The sequence below is a fragment of the Streptomyces kebangsaanensis genome (assembly GCF_001906585.1).
GTDB classification, from domain to species: Bacteria; Actinomycetota; Actinomycetes; order Streptomycetales; family Streptomycetaceae; genus Streptomyces; species Streptomyces kebangsaanensis.
Map to the genome: position 1 here is coordinate 97,741 of NZ_JUJA01000160.1, position 23,233 is coordinate 120,973.

Consider the following 23,233-nt stretch of genomic DNA (forward strand, 5'->3'; position numbering starts at 1 on the left):
CCGGCGGCTGGGCCAGGACCAGGGCGCTCATCGGTTGCCTCCTGCGAGGAGCTGCTGCACGGCCGGGTCGGTGAGCCCGAGCAGGGCCTTCGGCCAGAGCCCGGCGAGGACGGTGAGGGCGACGAGCGGGGTCCAGGCCGCGAACTCGTAGCCGTGGACGTCGGCGAGCCGGGGCGTCTGTTGCGGTACGGCGCCCATGCAGACGCGGCGGACCACGACGAGCATGTACGCGGCGGTCAGGAGGGTGCCGAACGCGCCGATCGCCATGAAGGTGAGGAAGGCGGGCCGGCTGAGGCCGGCGGCGGGCTCGAACGAGCCGAACAGGGCGAGCATCTCGCCCCAGAACCCGGCGAGTCCGGGCAGGCCGAGCGAGGCGACCGCGCCGAAGGCGAGCAGGCCGCCCAGGCGCGGGGCCCTTCCGTACAGGGCGGCGCCCGACTTCTCGGCGAGGGCGTCGAGGTCGGTGGTGCCGGTGCGGTCCTTGAGCGCGCCGACGAGGAAGAAGAGCAGGCCGGTGATGAGGCCGTGGGCGATGTTGGCGAACAGGGCGCCGTTCACGCCGGTCGGGGTCATGGTGGCGATGCCGAGCAGGACGAAGCCCATGTGGCCGACGGAGGAGTAGGCGATGAGCCGTTTGAGGTCGCCCTTGGCGCCCCGTCCGGCCAGGGCGAGGCAGGCCAGGGATCCGTAGATGATCCCGACGACGGCGAAGGCGGCGAGGTAGGGCGCGAAGGTGCGGAAGCCGTCGGGCGCGATCGGCAGCAGGATCCGGACGAACCCGTACGTTCCCATCTTGAGCATGACGCCGGCCAGCAGGACCGAGCCGACCGTCGGGGCGGCGGTGTGGGCGTCCGGCAGCCAGCTGTGCAGCGGCCACATCGGCGTCTTGACCGCGAGCCCGATCCCGATCGCCAGAACCGCGATGACCTGCACGGTCGCGGTCAGTGACCGGCCGTTGTCAGTGGCGAGTGCGACCATGTCGAACGTACCGGCCTTGATCCCGATCAGGAGCAGGCCGAGCAGCATGACGACCGAGCCGAGCAGCGTGTAGAGGATGAACCGCCAGGCGGCGGCCTGACGGCCCTCGCCGCCCCAGCGGGCGACGAGGAAGTACATCGGGATGAGCACCGTCTCGAACGCGAGGAAGAACAGCAGCAGGTCGAGGACGGCGAAGGTCGCCAGGGTGCCGGACTCGAGGAGGAGCAGCAGCGCGACGAAGGCCTTCGGGGCCGGGCCCGCGGGTGGCTTGAAGTAGGAGTACAGCGCGCAGAGGAAGGTCAGCAGCGCGGTCAGCACGAGGAGGGGGAGCGAGATGCCGTCGACGCCGAGGTGGATGCGCACATGGAGTGCGGGGATCCAGCTGATGTCGGTCGTGGCCTGCATCTTCGACGCCTGGGCGTGGTCGAAGCCGGCCGCGAGGACGATCGCGGCGACGAGGACGGCGCCGGTGACCGTGACCCCATGCCGGAGCACGGCCTGCTCGGGCGACTTCCCCTTCAGTCCGGTGACTGGAAGGGGCGCCGCGAAGCGGCTCGTTGAGGGGCGGCGGTCGGGTGACGGGCGGGACGGCAGGAGGGCGGCGGCGGCCCCGAGGAGCGGGCCGACGACGAGGAATGCCAGAAGGAACTGCATCACGGACTCGCTGATATCGATCACGCCTGCTCACACTCCCGTGGCGAGAAGGACGGCGGCGACCGCGAGGATGACGGTGCCGGCGAGCAGCGCGCTCACATAGGTCTGCACATTGCCGGTCTGGGCCCGCCGTACGGCGGCCCCGAGCAGCCGGGGTGCGGCGCCGGCGCCGCGTACGTAGGTCTCGACGACCTCGCGGTCGAGGAACCGGACCAGGCTCGCTCCGGCCAGGACCGGGCGGACGAAGAGGGCCGCGTACACGGCGTCGAGGTGGAAGCCGACGGCCGCGTGGCGGTGCAGCGGTCCGAGCAGCAGCCGTCCGGGGTCGGCGGGGTCGGGCGCGTAGGCGATGTCCCCGTACGCGGGTTCGTGGCTGGCGATGGCCTCGGCCTCGACGAGTCCGGCGTCGGCCTCCGGGTGGGCGGCGACGGCGCCGAGGGGGACGCGGGCGGCGAGCGCGGTGGTGTGCTGCCAGGCGCCGTAGGTGACGATGCCGCCGACCAGGGCGATTCCCGTGCCGAGGACGGAGGTGGTGAGCGTGGGGCTCAGGTCGCGGCCGTCGAACCAGGCGGGAAGGAGGCGGAAGGCGAGGCCGCCGAAGGCGAGGGACGGGACGGCGAGCACCCAGAGGACGGCGTTCATGACGAGGGGCTGCTTGCCGTGGTCGGGGGCCTCGGTGCCCCGGCCGCGGAAGGCCCGCAGCCACAGGCGCATGGCGTAGGCGCCGGTGAGCAGGGCTGTGACGAGGCCGGCGACGAGGACGGTCCAGCCCGCCGCGCCGGGGGCGTGGTCGGTGTGGCCCGAGGCGACGTGTTCGGCGGCGCCGAGGACGGACTCCTTGGAGAAGAAGCCGCTGAAGGGAGGGATCGCGGCGAGCGCGAGGAGCGCCACGGTCATCGTCCAGTAGGCGTCCGGGACACGGTCGCGCAGGTTGCTCATGCGGGACATGGCGGCCAGCGAGTTGGTGCCGGCGGCGTGGATGATCACGCCGGCGGCGAGGAACAGCAGCGCCTTGAAGGCGCCGTGGGACAGGAGGTGGAAGACGGCGGCGCCGCGGTCGCCGACGGCGAGGGCGCCGGTCATGTAGCCGAGCTGGCTGATCGTCGAGTAGGCGAGGACGCGTTTGACGTCGTCCTGGGCGAGTGCGGCGAGCGCCGAGCCGGCCATGGTCACGGCGGCCATGGCGGCGAGGACGGTCATCGCGGCCGCGGAGGCCTGGAAGACGGGGAGGAGACGGGCGACGAAGTAGACACCGGCGGCGACCATCGTCGCGGCGTGGATCAGCGCGGAGACGGGGGTGGGGCCCGCCATCGCGTCGGGCAGCCAGGTGTGCAGCGGGAACTGCGCCGACTTGCCCGCCACGCCGGCGAGGAGCAGCAGGGCGATCACGGTCGGGTGGTGCAGTCCGCCGCTCGCGACGGCGCCGAGGACCTTGGTGATCCGGAAGGACCCGGCGGCGGTGCCGAGCGCGAACAGGCCGATCAGGAACGGTACGTCGCCGAGCTTGGTGACCAGGAAGGCCTTGAGTGAGGCGGCGCGGGCCTCCGGGGTCTCCCAGTAGTGGCCGACCAGGAAGTAGGAGCAGATGCCCATCACTTCCCAGCCGACCAGCAGCACGATCAGGTCGCCGGAGTAGACGACGAGCAGCATCGCGGAGGTGAACAGGGAGACGAGAGCGGCGTAGGAGGGGTAGCGCGGGTCGTCGCGCAGGTAGCCCGTGGAGTAGATCTGCACGCAGGTGGCGACGATGCCGACCAGGACGGCGACGAGCGCGGCGAAGCCGTCGATGTGCAGGGCGAGTTCGATGGGGACCGAGCCGGTGGGCGTGAGCTCGGTGGCGGCGTCGACGGCCCGGCCGCCGCCCTGACGCGCGGCGACCAGCACGGTCAGGACGAGGGAGGCGAGGGTCGGCAGGACGGCGAGCGGGCGGACGAACCCGGGGGCGGTGCGGCCGAGCAGCAGGCCGGCCACGGCGCCGAGGAACGGAAGGAGGGGGACGAGGACGGCGAGGGTGGTCGTGGTCACGCGGTGGCCTCAGCCTTCTCAGCGGCCCGCGCTCGTGCGGCTGCGTCGCTGTCGGGGCCGTCGTCGGAGTCGTCGGGACCCTCGGCGGCATCGCGGAGCCGGTCGATGTCCGAGGTGCCGCGGTTGCGGTGGACGGCGAGGACGATCGCCAGGCCTATGCCGATCTCGGCGGCGGCGATGGCGATGGTGAACAGGGTCAGGGCCTGCCCGGAGTGCAGGGTCTCGGTCGCGGCTCTGCTGAGCCAGACGTCGAAGGCGACCAGGTTGAGGTTGACGGCGTTGAGCATGAGCTCGACGGACATCAGGACCAGGATCGCGTTGCGGCGGGCGAGGACGCCGTACAGGCCGGTGCAGAAGAGGAGGGCGGAGAGGACGGCGGGATAGACGAGGTGCATCAGCGGGCACCTTCCTTCGCGCCCCGGTCGTCGTGGGCCCCCGGGGTCCGGGCGGCGGCGGGAGCGGCTGCTTTCGCCTTGCGGGACAGGACGATCGCGCCGACCAGGGCGGCCAGCAGGAGGACGGAGAGGGCCTCGAAGGGCAGCACCCAGTTCCGGAAGAGGCTCTCGCCGGTGACCTTCGTGGAGCCGGCGGCGGCGCCGTCCAGGTCGATCCAGGTGGTGCGGAAGGCATCGACGACCACCCAGACCAGGGCGGTCGCGGCGGCGACGGCCACGGCGAGGGCGGCCCAGCGGTTGCCGGAGTCGGCGTCCGGGGAGCGGCCGATGGGCGCCTTGGTGAGCATCAGGCCGAACAGCAGGAGGACGACGACGGAACCGACGTAGATGAGGACCTGCACCCAGGCGATGAACTCGGCGGTGAGCAGGAGGTACTCGACGGCGAGGCCGCCGAGGGCCACCACCAGCCACAGGGCGGCGTGCACCAGCTGCCGGGTGGTGACGGTGACGAGGGCGGCGCCGAAGGTGACCAGGCCGACGAGGAGGAAGGCGATCTCGACTCCGGTCGGGGAGAGGAAGCCGTGGCTTGCGGCGGCGATGCTCACGCGTCCTCCTCCCTCGGTGCGGCCTGCTGCTGGGCGGCCAGCTTCTCGGCGGTCTTGCGGGCGGCGGCGATCTCCTTGGGCTCCTCCGCGCCGGGGTCCAGCGCGGGCGGGGCCGGCACGGTCCACATCCACTCGCGGAGCTTGTCGCGCTCGTGGGTGAGGTCGCGGATGTCGGTCTCGGCGTACTCGAACTCCGGGGACCAGAACAGGGCGTCGAAAGGACAGACCTCGATGCAGATGCCGCAGTACATGCACAGGGCGAAGTCGATGGCGAAGCGGTCGAGGACGTTGCGGCTGCGCTCGCGGCCGCCGGGGGTCGCCGCCGGGATCGTCTCCTTGTGGGAGTCGATGTAGATGCACCAGTCCGGGCACTCGCGGGCGCACAGCATGCAGACCGTGCAGTTCTCCTCGAACAGGCCGATCACGCCTCGGGTGCGGGGCGGCAGGTCGGGCTGGGTGTCCGGGTACTGCTCGGTGACGGTCTTCCTCGTCATCGTGCGCAGGGTGACGGCCAGCCCCTTGGCGAGGCCGGAGCCGGGGATGCGGGACCGGGTGGGCGGGAGCGGCTCGGCCACTAGGAGATCACCACCTTGACGATGCCGGTGAGGGCGATCTGGGCGAGGGAGAGGGGGACGAGGAGGGTCCAGGAGAGTTTCTGCAGCTGGTCCTCGCGCAGGCGGGGGTAGGTGACGCGCAGCCAGATGACGACGAAGGCGAGGACCGCGGCCTTCAGCAGGGTCCACAGCCAGCCGAGTCCGTCGGCGCCCCAGGGGCCGTGCCAGCCGCCCAGGAAGAGGACGGTGGTCAGACCGCACAGGACGACGATCCCGGCGTACTCGGCGAGGAGGAAGAGGGCGAAGCGCAGACCGGTGTACTCGGTGTACGCGCCGAAGATGATCTCCGAGTCGGCGACGGGCATGTCGAACGGCGGGCGCTGCAGTTCGGCGAGGCCGGCGACGAAGAAGACGATCGCGCCGACGATCTGCCAGGGCAGCCACCACCACTGGAAGGCGTGGACGATGCCGGGCAGGGAGACCGTGCCGGCCGCCATCGCCACGGAGGCGGCGGCGAGCAGCATGGGCAGTTCGTAGGCGAGGAGCTGGGCGGCGGTGCGCAGACCGCCGAGGAGGGAGAACTTGTTGGCGGAGGCCCACCCGGCCATGAGCGAGCCGAGGACGCCGACGCCCATCACGGCGAGCACGAAGAAGATGCCCGCGTCGAGGACCTGGCCGACGGCGCCCTCGCCGGGGCCGATCGGGATGGCGAGCAGCACGAGGAGGTACGGCAGCAGGGCGACGGCGGGGGCGAGCTGGAAGACCCGGCGGTCGGCGCCGGCCGGGACCACGTCCTCCTTCTGCGCGAACTTCACGCCGTCCGCGACGAGCTGGGCCCAGCCGTGGAAGCCGCCGGCGTACATGGGGCCGAGGCGGCCCTGCATGTGGGCCATCACCTTGTGCTCGGTCTGACCGATGATCAGGGGGAGGGTGAGGAAGACCACGAAGACGATCAGGAGTCGCAGGGCGACGTCGACCGCGTCGTTCACCGCGGGCCTCCTTCGGGGTCGTCGGGGGTGTCGGGACTGTCAGGGGTGTCGGGGCTGTCGGGTGTGTCGGAGCTGTCGTTCTCGGGGGTGTCGGGGGTGTCGTCCTCGGGTTTCCGCCCCGGCTTCGGCTCGGGCTCGTCGAACGCCGGGCGGGCGTGGTGCCAGGGGGCGTCCGAGCTGCGCGGGGCCGCGGGAGGCGTGGGCGACTGACCGGCCGCCGCCGCGCGCTGGGAGGCCGAACCCTCGGACGCGCTCCGCGCGCGCCGCGGCCCGGACCGGGCCGCGGGGGGCGTCCCCGCGGCCGGCGCACCCGGCTCATGGGCCACCGAGGCCTCCGCGGCCGGCCCTTCCGCCACCGAGGCCTGCGACGCCGTGCCTTCGGCCGCGGCCTGCTTCTGCCGCGCGGCACTCCCGGCCGCCGCTCCGCCGCCTTCCGCGGGCGCGCCCTCGGCCGCCGTCACAGCCTCCGGGCCCGCGTCCTGCGTACCTGCCACGCGCTGACTGGCCGAACCCTCGGACGCGCTCCGCGCGCGCCGCGGCCTTCCGGAAGCCTGCCCCTGCGGCGCGGCGCTCCCGGCCGCCGCTCCGGTCTCCCCGGTCACGCCCTCGGCCCCCGTCGGAGCCTCCCGGTCCGCACTCCGGCTGACCGAACCCTCGCCCGCGCTCCGCATCCGGCGGGGCCTCGCGGCCCCGGTCGCCTCCGCTGCGGGGCCGGCCTGGCTCGCCGAGCCCTCCGCCGCCGTGCGGGTGCGCCGTACCGGACGGTCGCCCGCCGTGCGGGCCGCGCCCCTCGCCGGGCGGGCCGGGGCCGGTGGGAGCCGGCCCTTCAGGGGGCCCCACTCGTTGGGGTCGGGGACGCCCGGGGGCAGCATCTGACGGCGCTTGGGACCGCCGTGGTCCGAGTCCCCCGGTTCCTTCGCCCCCGGCCAGGCCTTGGCGACGCGGGCGGCCAGGACGAAGTCCTTGCGCAGGGGGTGGCCCTCGAAGGTCTCCGGCAGGAGGAGGTGGTCCAGGGCGGGGTGGCCCTCGAAGCCGACCCCGAACATCTCGTGCGTCTCGCGCTCGTGCCAGGCCGCGCCCGCGTAGACGTCCACCGCGGTGGGCAGCACCGGCGCCTCGTGCGGGACCGTCGTGCGCAGCAGCAGGCGCCGTACCGGGGCGAGGGCGACGACGTGGGCCGAGACGCGGAAGCCCGTGCCCGGTTCGTCGACCGCGCTCAGCCAGTCGAAGTAGGTGCAGCCCAGCTCGTCGCGGGCGGTCAGCAGCGCGGGCAGCCAGGCGGTGGGCGGCACGTCCACCGTGAGGACCTCGTAGGACTCCTCCGCCGCGGCCCCGGCGCCGAACAGTTCCTCGGCGGGCGCGGGCAGCCAGCCGACACCGGTACCGCTCATCGCGCGTCCCCCTCGCCGACGGTTCCGGCGGCCGGCGGCCTCACCAGCCCACTCTGCAGCGCCGCCGTCGAGGGACGCGCCGTCTCGACCCCGTACCGCTCCCCCAGCGACTCCCGCGCGATCTTCTCCTGGAGCTTCAGGATCCCCTGGAGCAGCGCCTCCGGGCGCGGCGGGCAGCCGGGGACGTAGACGTCCACCGGGATGATCTGGTCGACGCCCTTGGTGACGGAGTACGAGTCCCAGTACGGGCCGCCGCAGTTGGAGCAGGCGCCGAAGGAGATGACGTACTTCGGCTCGGGCATCTGCTCGTACAGGCGCTTGACCGCCGGGGCCATCTTGTCCGTGACCGTGCCGGACACCACCATCAGGTCGGCCTGGCGCGGCCCGGGCGCGAACGGGATCACGCCGAGCCGGATGAAGTCGTGCCGGGCCATCGACGCGGCGATGAACTCGATCGCGCAGCAGGCGAGGCCGAAGTTGAAGACCCACAGCGAGTAGCGGCGGCCCCAGTTCAGGACGACCTTCATCGGCTCGGGAGCCAGCCGGGCGAGCGCGCCCAGCCTCTTCGGCTCCGGCAGCGGAACGGGCTCGGGGTTCACGTCCATGCCAGGACGCCCTTCTTGTATGCGTACAGCAGGCCCACGGTCAGGAAGCCGAGGAAGACGAACATCTCCACGAGCGTCGTCGCGCCGTAGCCGGGGGCGGCGAAGACCGTCGCCCAGGGGAACAGGAAGATCGAGTCGACGGCGAAGATGACGTACAGGAACGCGTAGACGTAGTAGCGGACCTGGGTGTGCGCCCAGCCCTCGCCGACGGGGTCGACACCGCACTCGTACGTCAGCAGCTTCTCCGGGGTGGGAACCACCGGACGCAGCAGCCGGCCCGCGCCGAAGGCCACGGCGACGAACAGCACGCCCACGACGGCGAGCAGCCCGACGACCGAATAGGACTGGAAGTAGTCCGCCGCGACGACGGCGGTCGACCCCCGCAACGTCTCCCGCACCGTCCGTCCCCTCGCTCCCTGGCCCTGTCGGCCCTGTTCTCCGGCGTTCTCCGGCCTTGTGTTCGACGTTTTGTGCGCACGTGTACTACGCACGGGAGTCTAGGCCCTGATAAAGGGACGGTAAGCGGCCCTTCGCGCCATGCGATACGGGGGGTGGGGTTTTCCCCCGCCGGGCAGGGCGGCCGACCGCATGGCGCGGACGCCCTGCCGCACGGCACGCTGACCCGTATGACCGCACGCATCTCCGCCGCCGATCCGGCGGCAGCCGGCGCCGAGGACCGGCTGCCCCCGGTTCGTCTCGCCTACGACCTGCCCACCTGGAAGGAGATCACGCACCTCCTGGCGAACCTGCCGGTGTCGCTGATCGGTTTCGTCTACGTGATGTCGGTGCTGTTCACCGGCGCCACGATGACGCTGACCGTGATCGGCTTCCCGCTGCTGGCGGCCGGGCTGATGGGTTCGCGGCAGCTGGGCAGGCTGGAGCGGGCGCGGGCCCGGGCGCTGCTCGGGGTGCGGATCGAGGAGCCGAGCCCGCTGCCGCTGCGCCGCACGAAGGGGTTGTTCGACCGGCTGTGGCTGGTGCTGAAGGACCCCGTGGGCTGGCGCACGGTGCTGTACGACTTCATACGGATGCCCTGGGGCGTGCTCACCTTCTCGGTCACGCTGGTCTCGCTGTTCGTGCTGTGGCCGGTGCTGCCCTTCCTCGCGCGGGGCATGGCGAACGTGGACCGGGCCATGGTGCGCGCCCTGCTCTCGCCCTCCGACGAGCTGGAGCGGCGCATCGCCGAACTGGAGTCCGACCGCGGTGTCGTGGTCGACACGGCCGCCGCGGACCTGCGGCGCATCGAGCGCGACCTGCACGACGGCGCGCAGGCCCGGCTGGTCAATCTGGCCATGGGTCTGGGCCTGGCCAAGGAGAAGCTGCTGGAGGGCCAGTCCGACGAACTGGTCGCCGCGATGGTCGAGGAGGCGCACGGCGAGGTGAAGCTCGCGCTGCAGGAGCTGCGGGACCTGGCCCGCGGCATCCACCCCGCCGTGCTGACCGACCGCGGCCTGGACGCGGCCCTGTCCTCGGTCGCCTCGCGCTGCACCGTGCCGGTGAAGGTGACGGCCGACCTGGACGCCCGCCCGGCCGCGGCCATCGAGGGCATCGCCTACTTCACCGTCTCCGAGCTGCTGCAGAACGTCAGCAAGCACAGCGGGGCCCGGTCCGCCTCCGTCGACGTGTGGCGGACCGAGGACCGGCTGATGATCCAGGTGTGGGACGACGGGCGCGGTGGCGCCCGGCTGGACGGCGGGACGGGGATGCGCGGCCTGTCCGAGCGGCTGGACGCGGTCGACGGCCTGTTCGTCGTCGACTCGCCGCCGGGCGGTCCGACGACGGTCACGGCGGAGCTGCCGTGGCGGGACCGCACGGACGGCCCCGGCGCGGGTGCTGCCGGCGCGGGCGCTCCCGGCCGGGGGTAGGGAAAACCCCCCGCCCAAGACGCCGACGCACTCCATGGTCCCGCCTCCCGCGGCCGAGCAGGCTGGAGGTACGGCGGACAGCCGCAGGAACCGAGCCGCAGGACGCGCAGCACGACGAGGGGAACAGGACGACGCCGATGGCCACCCAGTACGGACCGCAGTACGGACAGGGGTACGGATCGCAGTACGGACAGGGGTACGGGCCCTACAGCGGGGACGGGTTCCACGACGGCGGCACCGGCCGGCGGCGGCACCTGCTGCCCGCCGGGCTGCGGGCGCCGTTCGAGGCGCGCAGCTGGCGCGAGTTCGGATACGTGCTGCTGAGCCTGCCGATCGGCATCATGCTCTTCACGTACGCCGTCACGATGGTGTCGCTGGGCGCGGGCATGCTGGTGACGTTCCTCGGCATCCCCGTCCTGGCGGCGGCGCTGGCCGGCTGCCGCCTGTTCGGCGTGCTGGAGCGGGCGCGGGCGCGCGGTCTGCTCGGCCTGGAGGTGGCCGAGCCGGAGCCGCTGCGGACGAAGAAGCCGGGCGTCCTGGCCTGGACGGGGGCCCTGCTGAAGAGCGGCAGCTCCTGGCGGGCCCTGCTCTACGCCGTGCTGCAGTTCCCGTGGGCGGTGTTCTCCTTCTCGGTCGCGCTGACCTTCTGGGCGCTGGGCTGGGGGCTGCTGACGTATCCGCTGTGGTTCTGGGTCTTCCCGATGTGGGCCGGCCAGGGCGGCATCCAGCTCTACGGCGACGGGCACCACGGCATCTACCTCGACAACCCGTTCGAGATCACGGTGACCGCGCTGGTGGGGCTGCTGTTCACGCTGGCCACACCGTGGATCGTGCGGGCGCTGACGACGGTGGACCGGGTGCTGGTGCACGGACTGCTCGGGCCGTCGCGGCTGTCGGCGCGGGTGGTGGAGCTGGAGTCGGACCGGGGGGTCGTGGTCGACACGGCCGCCGCCGACCTGCGGCGCATCGAGCGCGACCTGCACGACGGCGCGCAGGCCCGGCTGGTGGCGCTGGCGATGGATCTGGGGCTGGCGAAGGAGAAGCTGGCGGAGGACCCGCGGGCGGCGGCGCGGATGGTGGACGAGGCACACGGCGAGGTGAAGACGGCGCTGCAGGAACTGCGGGACCTGGCCCGCGGCATCCACCCCGCCGTGCTGACCGACCGCGGCCTGGACGCGGCCCTGTCCGCGGTCGCCTCGCGCTGCACCGTGCCGGTGCGGGTGGAGGTGGACCTGGTGGAACGGCCGGCGCCGGCGATCGAGGGCATCGCCTACTTCACCGTCTCCGAGCTGCTGCAGAACATCAGCAAGCACAGCGGGGCCCGGTCCGCCTCCGTCGACGTGTGGCGGACGGAGAACCGGCTGATGCTGCAGGTCGTGGACGACGGGGCCGGCGGCGCGGACCTGTCCAGGGGGTCGGGCCTGGCGGGGCTGGCCGAACGGCTGGACGCGGTGGACGGGATCCTGGTCGTCGACTCGCCGGCCGGCGGGCCCACCCGGGTGACGGCGGAGCTGCCCTGGAGGCGCTGAGCACATCGCGGATCCGCGTCTTCGGACGTGCGGCCTGCCGGCCGCGGCCACCCGGCCGTGCCCGGCAGGCCGAAACACGTTGTTGAACGTGCGGTCACCTCCCCCACTTCCCGTGGCCCGGGCGCGGCAGGGTCCGAATGCTGGAATGCTGGACCATGTCGTACGCAACGACCGACGAGCGGGGCTGTGGGGGGCCGAGGAACGTGGAGGACAGGGTGCGGGTGGTCATCGCCGAGGATTCAGTGCTGCTCAGGGAGGGCCTGACCCGGCTGCTGACCGACCGCGGGCACGAGGTCGTCGCGGGCGTCGGCGACGCCGAGGCGCTGATCAAGACCATCACGGAGCTGCACGACCAGTCCGCGCTGCCCGACGTCGTCGTGGCGGACGTACGGATGCCGCCGACCCACACCGACGAGGGGGTGCGGGCCGCGGTGCAGCTGCGCAGGGCGCACCCGGGGCTGGGCGTGCTGGTGCTGTCGCAGTACGTGGAGGAGCGGTACGCCACCGAGCTGCTGGCCGGTTCCAGTCGCGGGGTGGGCTACCTGCTCAAGGACCGGGTGGCCGAGGTCCGGGAGTTCGTGGACGCGGTGGTGCGGGTCGCCGAAGGCGGTACGGCCCTGGACCCGGAGGTGGTCGCCCAGCTGCTCGGGCGCAGCCGCAAGCAGGACGTGCTGGCCGGGCTCACCCCGCGGGAGCGGGAGGTGCTGGGCCTGATGGCCGAGGGGCGGACGAACTCGGCGATCGCCCGGCAGCTGGTGGTGAGCCACGGCGCGGTCGAGAAGCACGTCAGCAACATCTTCCTGAAGCTCGGGCTGTCCCCGAGCGACGGGGACCACCGGCGTGTTCTGGCCGTGCTCACCTATCTGAACTCGTGATCGTCCGACACTGTGCCGAGCGGGCCGGACCGTCTCAGCACTGCGTCCAGTATGCGAACGGTGCAGGGAAGGCGACCCTGACCGACGTAGGGTTGACACCGGGAAGGCCTTCGGGAAGGCCGCTCCCACACAGCCGCCTCGAGGGAGGTCCAGTTCAGTGACCAGCCAGGTCAGCAGTCCAGCGGAACAGGCCGACGGAGCCGTCGTGGGAGAACAGCGCAAAGCGGCCGGGACGAAGGACGTCCGCCGTCTGGACCGGGTGATCATCCGGTTCGCGGGCGACTCGGGCGACGGCATGCAGCTCACCGGCGACCGTTTCACGTCGGAGACGGCGTCCTTCGGCAACGACCTGTCGACCCTGCCGAACTTCCCCGCCGAGATCCGGGCCCCCGCCGGAACCCTGCCGGGCGTGTCCTCCTTCCAGCTGCACTTCGCCGACCACGACATCCTCACCCCCGGCGACGCGCCGAACGTGCTGGTCGCGATGAACCCGGCGGCGCTGAAGGCGAACATCGGCGACCTGCCGCGCGGCGCGGAGATCATCGTCAACACCGACGAGTTCACCAAGCGCGCGATGGCGAAGGTCGGCTACGCCGCCTCCCCGCTGGAGGACGGCTCGCTGGACGGCTACCACCTGCACCCGGTGCCGCTGACCACGCTGACGGTGGAGGCGCTGAAGGACTTCGACCTGTCCCGCAAGGAGGCCGAGCGCAGCAAGAACATGTTCGCGCTGGGCCTGCTGAGCTGGATGTACCACCGGCCCACCGAGGGCACCGAGAAGTTCCTGAGGAAGAAGTTCGCCAAGAAGCCGGACATCGCGGCCGCCAACATCACCGCCTTCCGGGCGGGCTGGAACTTCGGCGAGACGACGGAGGACTTCGCGGTCTCCTACGAGGTCGCCCCGGCCACCAAGGCCTTCCCCGTCGGCACCTACCGGAACATCTCCGGGAACCTGGCCCTGGCCTACGGCCTGGTGGCCGCCTCCCGGCAGGCGGACCTGCCGCTGTACCTGGGCTCGTACCCGATCACCCCGGCCTCGGACATCCTGCACGAGCTCTCCAAGCACAAGAACTTCGGCGTGCGGACCTTCCAGGCCGAGGACGAGATCGCCGGCATCGGCGCCGCGCTGGGCGCGGCCTTCGGCGGCTCCCTGGCGGTGACCACCACCTCCGGTCCGGGTGTGGCGCTGAAGTCGGAGACCATCGGCCTGGCGGTGTCCCTGGAGCTGCCGCTGCTGATCGTCGACATCCAGCGCGGCGGACCGTCCACCGGCCTGCCCACCAAGACCGAGCAGGCCGACCTGCTGCAGGCGATGTACGGCCGCAACGGCGAGGCCCCGGTCCCGGTGGTCGCCCCCCGCACCCCGGCCGACTGCTTCGACGCCGCCCTGGACGCGGCCCGGATCGCGCTGACGTACCGCACGCCGGTGATGCTCCTGTCGGACGGCTACCTGGCCAACGGCTCCGAGCCGTGGCGCATCCCCGAGCCGGACGAACTGCCGGACCTCACCGTGCAGTTCGCGCAGGGCCCCAACCACACCCTGGCCGACGGCACCGAGGTGTTCTGGCCCTACAAGCGGGACGCGCGGACGCTGGCCCGGCCGTGGGCGGTCCCGGGCACGCCGGGTCTGGAGCACCGCATCGGCGGCATCGAGAAGCAGGACGGCACGGGCAACATCTCCTACGACCCCGCCAACCACGACTTCATGGTCCGCACCCGGCAGGCCAAGGTCGACGGCATCGAGGTCCCGGACGTGGAGGTCGACGACCCCCACGGGGCACGCACCCTCGTGCTCGGCTGGGGCTCCACGTACGGCCCGATCACGGCGGCGGTACGGCGGCTGCGCGCGGCCGGGGAGTCCATCGCGCAGGCCCATCTGCGCCACCTCAACCCCTTCCCGAAGAACCTCGGCGCGGTCCTGGAGCGTTACGACAAGGTGGTGATCCCCGAGATGAACCTCGGGCAGCTCGCCACGCTGGTGCGGGCGAAGTACCTGGTGGACGCGGACTCGTACAACCAGGTCAACGGCATGCCGTTCAAGGCCGAACAGCTCGCCACGGCTCTGAAGGAGGCCATCGATGGCTGAGACGTCCACGGAAGGCAGGGGCACGGTCGAGGCGCTCTCCCTGGTGCCGAAGGCCGAGGCCAGGCAGTCCATGAAGGACTTCAAGTCCGACCAGGAAGTGCGCTGGTGCCCCGGCTGCGGCGACTACGCGATCCTCGCGGCCGTCCAGGGCTTCATGCCGGAACTGGGACTGGCCCGGGAGAACATCGTCTTCGTCTCCGGCATCGGCTGCTCCTCCCGCTTCCCGTACTACATGAACACCTACGGGATGCACTCCATCCACGGTCGCGCCCCCGCCATCGCCACCGGCCTGGCGACCTCGCGGCGCGACCTGAGCGTGTGGGTGGTCACCGGTGACGGCGACGCGCTGTCCATCGGCGGCAACCACCTCATCCACGCCCTGCGCCGCAACGTCAACCTCAAGATCCTGCTGTTCAACAACCGGATCTACGGCCTGACCAAGGGCCAGTACAGCCCGACCTCCGAGGTCGGCAAGATCACCAAGTCGACGCCGATGGGCTCGCTGGACGCGCCCTTCAACCCGGTCTCGCTGGCGATCGGCGCCGAGGCGTCCTTCGTGGCGCGGACGATCGACTCCGACCGCAAGCACCTCACCGAGGTGCTGCGCCAGGCCGCCGCCCACCCCGGCACGGCGCTGATCGAGATCTACCAGAACTGCAACATCTTCAACGACGGCGCCTTCGACGCCCTCAAGGACCGCCAGCAGGCCCAGGAGGCCCTGATCCGGCTGGAGCACGGGCAGCCGATCCGCTTCGGCGCGGACGGCGAGCGCGGTGTCGTGCGGGACGCGGCCACCGGCGACCTGAGGATCGTCGACGTCACCCCGGAGAACGAGGCCGACGTCCTCGTCCACGACGCCCACGCGGCCTCGCCGACCACGGCCTTCGCGCTGTCCCGGCTCGCCGACCCGGACACCCTGCACCACACCCCGATCGGCGTGTTCCGCTCCGTCGACCGCCCGGTGTACGACACCGCGATGGCCGACCAGCTCGACGCCGCCGTCGAACAGCGCGGCAAGGGCGACCTCGCCGCCCTCCTCGCCGGCGGCGACACCTGGACCGTCGTCGGCTGAGCACGCCGGCTCCCGCCGAGCACGCCGGACGCCCCCGCCTGTCATGACCGTATTGCGGTACGGGTATGACAGGCGGGGGCGTCCGGCGTTACCTTCGTGCGTGCCGCACGGCACGCGGCCACGGCATGAAGGAGGATCTCTTGAGCGGGAAGCCGAGGGGTGAACGGCACACAGGAATGCTGAACGGCATAGCCGCCTACGGGATGTGGGGGCTCGTCCCCCTCTTCTGGCCGCTGCTCAAGCCCGCCGGGGCGGTCGAGATCCTCGCCCAGCGCATGGTGTGGTCCCTCGTCTTCGTCGCCGCCGCGCTGCTCGTCGTACGCCGCTGGGCCTGGGTCGGCGAACTGCTGCGGCAGCCGCGCAGGCTGGGCCTCGTCGTGGTCGCCGCCGCGGTGATCACCGTCAACTGGGGCGTCTACATCTGGTCCGTGAACAGCGGGCACGTCGTCGAGGCCTCCCTCGGCTACTTCATCAACCCGCTGGTCACCATCGCGATGGGCGTGCTGCTCCTCAAGGAACGGCTGCGACCCGTGCAGTGGACGGCGGTCGGCGTCGGCGCCGCCGCCGTCGTGGTGCTGACCATCGGCTACGGCCGCCCGCCGTGGATCTCCCTGTGCCTGGCCTTCTCCTTCGCCACCTACGGTCTGGTGAAGAAGAAGGTCAACCTCGGCGGCGTCGAGTCGCTGGCCGCCGAGACCGCCGTCCAGTTCCTGCCCGCCCTGACCTATCTGCTGTGGCTGAGCGCGCAGGGCCGCTCCACCTTCGCCGCCGAGGGCGCCGGGCACGCCGCCCTGCTCGCCTCCACGGGCATCGTCACCGCGCTGCCGATGGTCTGCTTCGGCGCGGCCGCGATACGGGTGCCGCTGTCCACACTGGGTCTGCTGCAGTACCTGGCCCCGGTCTTCCAGTTCCTGCTGGGCGTCGTCTACTTCCACGAGTCCATGCCCGCCGAACGCTGGGCCGGATTCGCCCTGGTCTGGCTGGCCCTGACCCTCCTGACCTGGGACGGCCTGCGCACGGCCCGGCGGGCGGCAGTACTCAGGGCCCGGATCGGCGCCCCCCGGACGGCGGCGGTGGCGAGCGCGGACCCGGTGGACGCGTAGGCGTCGCCGCGGGGCCCGGGGCCGGGTGCCGCACACGGTGAGCCGGGAGACGAAAAGCGGCCGGGCCGCCGGTCGTCAGCCGATATAAGTGACACATGCCACAGACGTCCGCGGCCTCCACACCCGCCCCGCTGCACTGGAAGCTCGTCATCGACGCCACCGACCCGCACGCGCAGGCCGACTTCTGGGCCGCCGCGCTGCGCTACGAGGTGGAGGACAACAGCGCGTTCGTCGAGCGGCTGCTGGAGCTCGGGGCGCTGCCGGGCGGGGCCACCGTCGAGTTCCACGGCCGCCCGGCCTTCCGGGACCTGATCGCCGTACGGCACCCGGACGACCCGTACGACCCCGAGCGCGGCACCGGGCTGGGCAGGCGGCTGCTGTTCCAGCGGGTGCCGGAGGCCAAGGCCGGCAAGAACCGGCTCCACCTCGACCTGCATCCCGGCGAGGGCCGGCGCGCGGACGAGGTGGAACGGCTGGAGGCACTCGGCGCGAGCGTGCTGCGCCACGTGCGGGAGCCTGCCGGGGAGTGGGTGGTGATGGCGGACCCGGAGGGCAACGAGTTCTGTGTGGCGTAGCGGGCCGGATCGGATCAGTGGGGCATGGCATGTCCGCGTCCCCGCTACTCTTGCGGGCACGCCGCCCTGACGATCACGGCGGTCGGCTTCGCAAGCGACACCGGTACCCGCTCGACGCACCCGAGTACGTGCGTTCAGGGGCCGGTTGGGAGGGGGTCCCATGACAGAGAAACCACCTGTGCCCGTCGAACCGTCCGAGCGGTCCCGGCCGGCGGAGCGCATACCCGAAGTGACCGGGGGAGAGGCGGAGGGCAGGTCGCGCGCGGCGGCGGGCACGCGGTCCGGCGAAACCGTCGGTGCCGGACACCCGCCGCACCTACCGCTCGCTGCTCCCAGCCCCCTGTACGCGGGCGCCCACACCCCCGACCTCTGGTTCGCCGACCTGCGCCGCGAGCCGCCCTCCACCGTGAGCACCGCCGTCCTCTGGGCGGCGCTCGCCACCGGCGTGCTCAGCATGGTGTTACTCGACGACGGTGTGGGCGTCAATCTGTTCCTCGTCGCCCTGCCGGCCACGCTCACCGCGTACTTCGCCGCGCGCCAGACGGGCCGGGTGCGGGCCCGCCCCTGGACGCTCGCCTGGGGCGTCGGAGGACTCGCCCTCCTGCTAATTCCGGCGCTCCGCGCCGCCCAGTGGCCCTCTCTCCTCGCCATGGCCGCCGCCCTCGGTCTCGCCTCGCTCGCCCTCCACGGCTCGCGGACCTGGACCGGCGTCGTCCTCACCCCCATCGGGCTGGTCGACTCGTTGTTCAAGGGCGCCGCGTGGGGCTGGCGAGGAGTGCGCACCCGGGCCGGCAAGGCCTCCGGCACCATGGGTTCCGCGCTGCGCGCCCTCGCCGTGACGGCCGTGCTCCTCCTCGTCTTCGGCGCGCTGTTCGCCGGGGCCGACGCGGCCTTCGCCGACCTGCTGAGCAGGCTGGTCCCGGACGCCTCCGTCGGCGAGGGTCCCTGGCGGCTGATGATGTTCGCCCTCGGACTCCTCGGCGCCCTCGCGGCGGCACACAGCGCCGCCGCCCCCGGGCGGTGGGACAGCTTCGAGACCGGTCGGGGCCGCGCCCGCGGCCGGGGCGAATGGGCGCTCCCCCTGCTCGTGCTGTGCGCGCTGTTCGCCGTCTTCAACGCCATCCAGCTCGCCGTCCTCTTCGGCGGGTACCAGGCCGTCCTGGACAAGACCGGCCAGACCTACTCCGAGTACGCGCGGCAGGGCTTCTGGCAACTCCTCACCGCCACGCTCCTCACCCTCCTGGTCATCGTCCTCGCGCTGCGCTGGGCACCACGCGGCGGGCCCGGTGACCGGAACCTGGTGCGGGGAGTCCTCGGCACCCTCTGCGCCCTCACCCTGATCGTGGTCGCTTCGGCGGTACGGCGCATGGACATGTACGTCGACGCGTACGGGCTGACCCGGCTGCGGATCTCCGTCGTGGCCGTGGAGCTGTGGCTCGGCCTGGTCATCCTGCTGATCATGGCCGCCGGAGCATGGGGCGCGCGCTGGCTGCCCCGCGCCGTCGCCGCGTCGGCCGCTGCCGGGGTCCTCGCCTTCGGCCTGGCCTCTCCCGACGGACTGATCGCCGAGAAGAACGTGCGGCGCTACGAGAAGACCCACAAGTTCGACCTGGACTACGCGCGTGGCCTCTCGGCGGACGCGGTCCCCGCCCTGGACAGGCTGGAAGAGCCCATGCGGTCCTGTGTCCTCGACGCCCTGGCGCAGGGGCTCGGTCCGGCGACGGCGCCCTGGTACGAGATCAGCTGGGGAGAGATCCGCGCCCGGCGGATCCTCGAGGAACGGCCGCCGGCGGCGGACCCGGGACCCTGCCACAGCAAGTGGGAGGGCATTGAGTACCGCATCGAGTCCCCCTGACCGGGACGGCCCCGAGGTGCCGGGACGGCGGCGCCGGACGGGTCAGCCCGCGGCCGGGGGTGTCGCGCCGCGGGCTCGTTCGGCGAGGCGGCCCATGCGGGCGCGGGCGGAGCGCAGTTGCTCCACGTCGCCGGCGGCGGGGCCGTCCTCGGCGGTGAGCTCGGTCCACAGGCCGATCAGGTCGCGGCCGAGGCGCAGGCCCTGCTCGGGGTCGCGGACCGCGCGCCAGGCGGTGGCCGCGCTCTGGACGCCGCCGTAGGCGGCCTCCGCGTCGCGGTTGCGGCGGTGGATGCGGGCGAGGTCGAGGCAGAGACGGCAGGAACGGAGCGGGTCGCCCGCCAAGTAGGCGATGTAGGCGGTCAGTTCGCGCAGGCGCAGCAGCTCGGGGTGGTCCGGGCCGAGTGTGCTGGAGGCCTGCGCCGCGGTGCGTTCCGCCACCGCCGCCGCCTCGTCGATACGGCCCTCCCTCACGGCCGCGTTGATCCGCGCCAGGGGTTCGGCGAGCAGGACGGCGCCCGTTCCGCCGACCACCGTCCTGGGGTCCTCGCCGAGCACGGCCTCGGCCACGGCGTCGAAACCGCGGGCGGGGGCGGGCTCGCGGCTCAGTCGGGACATCGGCTCCCCCACCAGTCGGGTGAATGCCCTCCAGTCGTACGCATACTGCCGAGTCTCGCCGCCCGCCTGCCTCGCCCGCGTCACCGCGACGTCACAGACTCGCACCAGGAACCGGTGGCCGACGCCGTCACCGGGGCGGGCCCCTACGCGGTGATGTCCTTCGCCGTGAACCGCGCCCAGGCCGCCGAGCCGAACACCGCCGCGTACAGGGCCTGCAGCTGGAGGTTCTTCAGCAGGCCGTCCCAGTAGACCGGCTCGCGCATGAGGTCGGCGAAGGACAGCCAGTGGTGGGAGAAGAGATACGGCTGGACCGCGTGGAGCTGGGGGATCTGGTCCAGGATCTGGACGGTGATCAGCAGGCCCACGGTCGTGGCCATCGCCGCGATGCCGCTGTTGGTCAGCGTCGAGACGAACAGGCCGAGGGCGGCGAGGCCGGTCAGGGAGGCGGCGACGACGAGGGCGATCAGCAGCGCCCGGCCCAGACCCTCGGCGAAGCCGATCCGCGTGCCGGAGATGGTCGTCAGGTCGCCGAGCGGGAAGAGCAGCGCGCCCACGGCGAGCGCCGAGACGGCGACCACGAGGGTGGCGACCAGGCAGAACGCCATCGTCGCGGCGTACTTGGCCAGCAGCAGGCGGGTGCGGCCGGCCGGGGCGACCAGCAGATAGCGCAGGGTGCCCGCGTTCGCCTCCCCGGCGATCGCGTCGCCCGCGATCACGCCGACGGCCATCGGCAGGAAGAACGGCAGGGTGGCGGCCAGCGCGGTGAAGACCAGGAACAGTCCGTTGTTGGTGATCTGCGTGATGAACGCCGGCCCGTCACCGCCTCCCCCGTGGCCCGGTGAGGAGCCGCCCCCCGTCTCGATCCTGACGGCCACCCCGACCAGGACCGGCACCGCGGCCAGCACGCCCAGCAGGGCGAGGGTGCGCCAGCGCCGGAAGGTGATCGCCAGCTCGCTGCGCAGCAGCCCGAGGGTCCACAGCGGACTCGGGGCGCGTACGGCGGCCTCAGCCCGCGACATCGAAGCCCTCCCCCGTGAGTGCGACGAACGCGTCCTCCAGCGAGGCCCGTTCGAGCCCGAAGCCGCGGACCCGGACGCCCGCCGTCACCAGCGCGGCGTTCACCTCGGCGAGGTCGCGCTCCGGCGGGTCGCCGGTCACCCGGTCCTCGTCGGCGACGACGTCGCCGACGCCCTGTTCCTTCAGCACCCGGGCCGCCTCCCCGGCGTCCGGCGTGGTCACCACCAGCCGGCCGCGCGCGCCGGCGGCCAGCTCGGCCACCGCTCCCTGGGTGACCAGCCGGCCCCGGGCCATGACGGCCGCGTGGGTGCACACCTGCTCGATCTCGTCCAGCAGGTGGGAGGAGAGGAAGACGGTCGTGCCGTCGGAGGCCAGCTCCCGCACCAGGGAGCGGATCTCGCGCATGCCCTGCGGGTCGAGGCCGTTGGTCGGCTCGTCCAGGACGAGCAGCTCGCGCGGCTGGAGCAGGGCCGCGGCCAGGCCGAGGCGCTGTTTCATGCCCAGGGAGTACGCCTTGGCCTTCTTGCCCGCGGCCGCCGTCAGGCCCACCCGGTCCAGCGCGGCGGCGACCCGGGCACGCCGGGTGCGGGGGTCGGCGGCCGGGTCGGCGGCGTCGTAGCGCAGCAGGTTGTCCCGGCCGGTCAGGAATCCGTACAGGGCCGGGCCCTCGATGAGCGCGCCGACCCGGGGCAGCACGGCGCGCGAGGACCGGGGCACGGCGTGCCCCAGCACCCGCGCCGTGCCGGAGGTGGGCTCGACGAGCCCCATCAGCATGCGGATGGTGGTGGTCTTGCCCGAGCCGTTCGGGCCGAGGAAGCCGAAGACGCTGCCCGCCGGGACGGTCAGGTCGAGACCGTCGACGGCGAGCTGCCCGCCGCGGTAGCGCTTGGTCAGCCCGCGGGTGTGGATGACGCCGCCTTCCCCTTCGTCCATCGGCTTCCTCGTTCCGTCGTGCCCGTCGCGTGCGCACCGCGCGGCGTCACCGCCCGGTGTTCGCCGCCTTCACCAGTGCGTCCTTGGTGACGGCACCGACGTAGACCTTGCCGTCGTCCGTCATCAGGGCGTTGATCAGGCGGGTGGAGAAGACCGTGCCCTTGCCGAACGTGCCGGAGACGCGGTCGCCGAGCGAGCCGAGGAAGCCGCCCGTGTCGCCGTTGCCGGAGGGCGACGGGACGCCGCCCTCGGCGCCGGAGTCGAACACGGCGATGGAGTTCCAGCCCTTGCCGAGGACCGTCGGGCCGCCGCTCTCGGCGTGGTCCTTCCGCTCCGGGCCGGAGTCCCGGAAGCGCGCACCCGGCCCGGAGCCCTTGCCGGCGTCCTCACCGACGTCCTTGCCGGCGTCCTTCTCCTCGGTGACCTTCGCCCCCTTGGGCGGGGTGAAGTCGAACGTGGTGGCGGCCGGCCTGGCGAAGCTGACCTGGGTGAAGCCCGCGTCCACGACGGCGGCGCCGCCGCTCGCCGGGGTGAGCGTGAACTTCAGCGGCAGCCCGGTCCTGGCGTCCACCGCGATGCTGATCGCGCCGACCGTGGTGCCGGAGGCGTGCTTCGGCCTGACGACCAGCCGGTAGGCGTCGCGGCCGGCGATCCGCGCGGTGCCGTCGACGGTCACCGAGGTGGTGTCGTCGACCGACTTCAGGGCCTGGTCGGCGAAGTCCTTGGGCAGGGCGGGCACTTCGTCCTTGTGCTTCCCGCCGCTGTCGGCCGCCGTGCCGTGGAAGACCTCGTTCGACTTGCTGTCGTAGCCCCAGACGTCCTTGCCGTTGTGGATGAGGCTGTACTCGGCCGCCTTCTCGATCAGCGAGACCTTCTGCCGGTCCTGGCCGTCGGCCGCGACGCGCAGGGTGTGCGTGCCGGAGGCCAGTTCGGTCAGCTTGGACGCCGGGTCGGCCGACGATCCCTCACCGCCCTTGCCGACGCCGGAGATCAGGCCGCTCTCCAGGCCGCCGAGGTCGGGCAGGCCCAGGTCGGTGCTGATCTTGACCGTGCCGGACAGCTGCTGGACGTCCGACTGGGCGATTTTCTCGATGAGTTGCTGCGCGGTGACCTTCGGCAGGTCGGGGTCGCCGGAGTCGGCGAGTGCCGGGACGAGCCCGATGGTCGCCGCCGCCACCCCCACCACCGTGACCGGGACGACGTAGCGCACGGCCCTGCGCCGTCCCGAGTACGGGGTGTCGACCTCCCCGGCGCCCGCGTTGTCGTCGGATTCGTACGGTGCCATGTGTGCCCTACCTCCGTCGTCGGCGGCGGCTGTCCTTCGCACTGGGTCCACCCCGAGCCGCCATTCTCACCCGAATCGGTGAGGAGTGGTGTGGTCCATGGACTCCATATGACCAAATCGGCCGTGCGGAAGCGTCAGACCCGGGAGCCAACTCGTGTACGCCTGCGGTATGACAAGAAAAGGGCGACGCCTCCGTCACCCCGTAGGGGTCGGGGTGGAGAGCGCCA

General features: G+C 72.6%; 20 protein-coding genes and 1 pseudogene. 8 read left to right on the forward strand and 13 right to left on the reverse strand.

All coding sequences use genetic code 11. The annotated features are described in order from the left end of the window. Positions 1-27 precede the first annotated feature (27 nt). The 9 genes from RH94_RS30445 to RH94_RS30485 all read right to left on the reverse strand — a co-directional run bounded on the left by RH94_RS30445 (position 28) and on the right by RH94_RS30485 (position 8,594). The gene (locus RH94_RS30445; protein ID WP_073951562.1) at positions 28-1,656 is read right to left on the reverse strand and encodes a complex I subunit 4 family protein; all 1,629 of its coding nucleotides are present in this window, start codon (positions 1,654-1,656) and stop codon (positions 28-30) included. A 6-nt stretch (positions 1,657-1,662) separates the two neighbouring features. Then, positions 1,663-3,657, reverse strand: a complete 1,995-nt coding sequence (locus RH94_RS30450; RefSeq protein ID WP_073951563.1) for an NADH-quinone oxidoreductase subunit 5 family protein — start codon at positions 3,655-3,657, stop codon at positions 1,663-1,665. Next, positions 3,654-4,052 carry an NADH-quinone oxidoreductase subunit NuoK gene (gene nuoK, locus RH94_RS30455; protein WP_073951564.1) on the reverse strand — a complete coding sequence of 133 codons (399 nt, stop codon included), beginning with the start codon at positions 4,050-4,052 and terminating at the stop codon, positions 3,654-3,656. The genes RH94_RS30450 and nuoK overlap by 4 nt, the downstream gene beginning before the upstream one ends. Continuing rightward, positions 4,052-4,657, reverse strand: a complete 606-nt coding sequence (locus RH94_RS30460; RefSeq protein WP_073951565.1) for an NADH-quinone oxidoreductase subunit J family protein — start codon at positions 4,655-4,657, stop codon at positions 4,052-4,054. Before RH94_RS30460 ends, nuoK begins: the two co-directional genes overlap by 1 nt. After that, positions 4,654-5,151 carry a 4Fe-4S binding protein gene (locus tag RH94_RS30465; RefSeq protein WP_073951658.1) on the reverse strand — a complete coding sequence of 166 codons (498 nt, stop codon included), beginning with the start codon at positions 5,149-5,151 and terminating at the stop codon, positions 4,654-4,656. The genes RH94_RS30460 and RH94_RS30465 overlap by 4 nt, the downstream gene beginning before the upstream one ends. An 80-nt stretch (positions 5,152-5,231) precedes the next feature. Further along, entirely contained in the window at positions 5,232-6,200 is a 969-nt protein-coding gene (locus tag RH94_RS30470; protein ID WP_073951566.1) for a complex I subunit 1/NuoH family protein, read from the reverse strand. Continuing rightward, positions 6,197-7,591 (reverse strand): NADH-quinone oxidoreductase subunit C, encoded by a 1,395-nt coding sequence (locus tag RH94_RS30475; protein ID WP_073951567.1) that lies wholly within the window; start codon positions 7,589-7,591, stop codon positions 6,197-6,199. The genes RH94_RS30470 and RH94_RS30475 overlap by 4 nt, the downstream gene beginning before the upstream one ends. After that, the gene (locus RH94_RS30480; RefSeq protein ID WP_073951568.1) at positions 7,588-8,196 is read right to left on the reverse strand and encodes an NADH-quinone oxidoreductase subunit B; all 609 of its coding nucleotides are present in this window, start codon (positions 8,194-8,196) and stop codon (positions 7,588-7,590) included. The genes RH94_RS30475 and RH94_RS30480 overlap by 4 nt, the downstream gene beginning before the upstream one ends. Next, positions 8,187-8,594, reverse strand: a complete 408-nt coding sequence (locus RH94_RS30485; RefSeq protein ID WP_073951569.1) for an NADH-quinone oxidoreductase subunit A — start codon at positions 8,592-8,594, stop codon at positions 8,187-8,189. Before RH94_RS30485 ends, RH94_RS30480 begins: the two co-directional genes overlap by 10 nt. Positions 8,595-8,822: 228 nt before the next feature. On the opposite strand from RH94_RS30485, the gene RH94_RS30490 reads away from it, so the two are divergent. From RH94_RS30490 to RH94_RS30525, 8 genes are all read left to right on the forward strand, one after another. Continuing rightward, positions 8,823-10,061, forward strand: a complete 1,239-nt coding sequence (locus tag RH94_RS30490; RefSeq protein WP_073951570.1) for a sensor histidine kinase — start codon at positions 8,823-8,825, stop codon at positions 10,059-10,061. 137 nt (positions 10,062-10,198) lie between these two features. After that, positions 10,199-11,590 (forward strand): sensor histidine kinase, encoded by a 1,392-nt coding sequence (locus tag RH94_RS30495; protein WP_073951571.1) that lies wholly within the window; start codon positions 10,199-10,201, stop codon positions 11,588-11,590. Between the two features lie 203 nt (positions 11,591-11,793). Further along, a complete protein-coding gene (locus tag RH94_RS30500; RefSeq protein WP_073951572.1) occupies positions 11,794-12,465 on the forward strand; it encodes a response regulator transcription factor in 672 nt (223 codons plus the stop codon). Positions 12,466-12,622: 157 nt separating this feature from the next. Beyond that, entirely contained in the window at positions 12,623-14,551 is a 1,929-nt protein-coding gene (locus RH94_RS30505) for a 2-oxoacid:acceptor oxidoreductase subunit alpha (protein ID WP_073951573.1), read from the forward strand. Continuing rightward, positions 14,544-15,623 (forward strand): 2-oxoacid:ferredoxin oxidoreductase subunit beta, encoded by a 1,080-nt coding sequence (locus RH94_RS30510; protein ID WP_073951574.1) that lies wholly within the window; start codon positions 14,544-14,546, stop codon positions 15,621-15,623. The genes RH94_RS30505 and RH94_RS30510 overlap by 8 nt, the downstream gene beginning before the upstream one ends. 140 nt (positions 15,624-15,763) lie before the next feature. Further along, positions 15,764-16,726 (forward strand): EamA family transporter RarD, encoded by a 963-nt coding sequence (gene rarD / locus RH94_RS30515; protein WP_079189253.1) that lies wholly within the window; start codon positions 15,764-15,766, stop codon positions 16,724-16,726. 95 nt (positions 16,727-16,821) lie between these two features. Beyond that, the gene (locus RH94_RS30520; protein ID WP_073951576.1) at positions 16,822-17,301 is read left to right on the forward strand and encodes a VOC family protein; all 480 of its coding nucleotides are present in this window, start codon (positions 16,822-16,824) and stop codon (positions 17,299-17,301) included. A 160-nt stretch (positions 17,302-17,461) separates the two neighbouring features. Beyond that, positions 17,462-19,156, forward strand: a complete 1,695-nt coding sequence (locus tag RH94_RS30525; RefSeq protein WP_079189254.1) for a DUF4153 domain-containing protein — start codon at positions 17,462-17,464, stop codon at positions 19,154-19,156. Positions 19,157-19,198: 42 nt separating this feature from the next. On the opposite strand, the pseudogene RH94_RS30530 reads toward RH94_RS30525, so the two are convergent. The 4 genes and pseudogenes from RH94_RS30530 to RH94_RS30545 all read right to left on the reverse strand — a co-directional run. Then, positions 19,199-19,750 (reverse strand): annotated as a pseudogene (locus RH94_RS30530) (hypothetical protein); the annotation flags it as partial. 164 nt (positions 19,751-19,914) lie between these two features. Beyond that, positions 19,915-20,790 carry an ABC transporter permease gene (locus RH94_RS30535; RefSeq protein WP_073951577.1) on the reverse strand — a complete coding sequence of 292 codons (876 nt, stop codon included), beginning with the start codon at positions 20,788-20,790 and terminating at the stop codon, positions 19,915-19,917. After that, on the reverse strand, positions 20,777-21,721 hold the full coding sequence (locus tag RH94_RS30540; RefSeq protein WP_073951578.1) for an ABC transporter ATP-binding protein: 945 nt from the start codon (positions 21,719-21,721) through the stop codon (positions 20,777-20,779). The genes RH94_RS30535 and RH94_RS30540 overlap by 14 nt, the downstream gene beginning before the upstream one ends. A gap of 46 nt (positions 21,722-21,767) precedes the next feature. Further along, positions 21,768-23,006, reverse strand: coding sequence for a LolA family protein (locus RH94_RS30545; protein ID WP_073951579.1), 1,239 nt, complete (start codon positions 23,004-23,006; stop codon positions 21,768-21,770). Positions 23,007-23,233: the final 227 nt, after the last annotated feature.

What these genes read in the sequence shown, in the direction of transcription:
- nuoK (WP_073951564.1), bottom strand. Translation starts at nt 4,052, where the DNA reads ATGCACCTCGTCTATCCCGCCGTCCTCTCCGCCCTCCTCTTCTGCACC.
- RH94_RS30465 (WP_073951658.1), bottom strand. Translation starts at nt 5,151, where the DNA reads ATGACGAGGAAGACCGTCACCGAGCAGTACCCGGACACCCAGCCCGAC.
- RH94_RS30475 (WP_073951567.1), bottom strand. Translation starts at nt 7,591, where the DNA reads ATGAGCGGTACCGGTGTCGGCTGGCTGCCCGCGCCCGCCGAGGAACTG.
- RH94_RS30480 (WP_073951568.1), bottom strand. Translation starts at nt 8,196, where the DNA reads ATGGACGTGAACCCCGAGCCCGTTCCGCTGCCGGAGCCGAAGAGGCTG.
- RH94_RS30490 (WP_073951570.1), top strand. Translation starts at nt 8,823, where the DNA reads ATGACCGCACGCATCTCCGCCGCCGATCCGGCGGCAGCCGGCGCCGAG.
- RH94_RS30495 (WP_073951571.1), top strand. Translation starts at nt 10,199, where the DNA reads ATGGCCACCCAGTACGGACCGCAGTACGGACAGGGGTACGGATCGCAG.
- RH94_RS30510 (WP_073951574.1), top strand. Translation starts at nt 14,544, where the DNA reads ATGGCTGAGACGTCCACGGAAGGCAGGGGCACGGTCGAGGCGCTCTCC.
- RH94_RS30520 (WP_073951576.1), top strand. Translation starts at nt 16,822, where the DNA reads ATGCCACAGACGTCCGCGGCCTCCACACCCGCCCCGCTGCACTGGAAG.
- RH94_RS30525 (WP_079189254.1), top strand. Translation starts at nt 17,462, where the DNA reads ATGACAGAGAAACCACCTGTGCCCGTCGAACCGTCCGAGCGGTCCCGG.
- RH94_RS30535 (WP_073951577.1), bottom strand. Translation starts at nt 20,790, where the DNA reads ATGTCGCGGGCTGAGGCCGCCGTACGCGCCCCGAGTCCGCTGTGGACC.
- RH94_RS30540 (WP_073951578.1), bottom strand. Translation starts at nt 21,721, where the DNA reads ATGGACGAAGGGGAAGGCGGCGTCATCCACACCCGCGGGCTGACCAAG.
- RH94_RS30545 (WP_073951579.1), bottom strand. Translation starts at nt 23,006, where the DNA reads ATGGCACCGTACGAATCCGACGACAACGCGGGCGCCGGGGAGGTCGAC.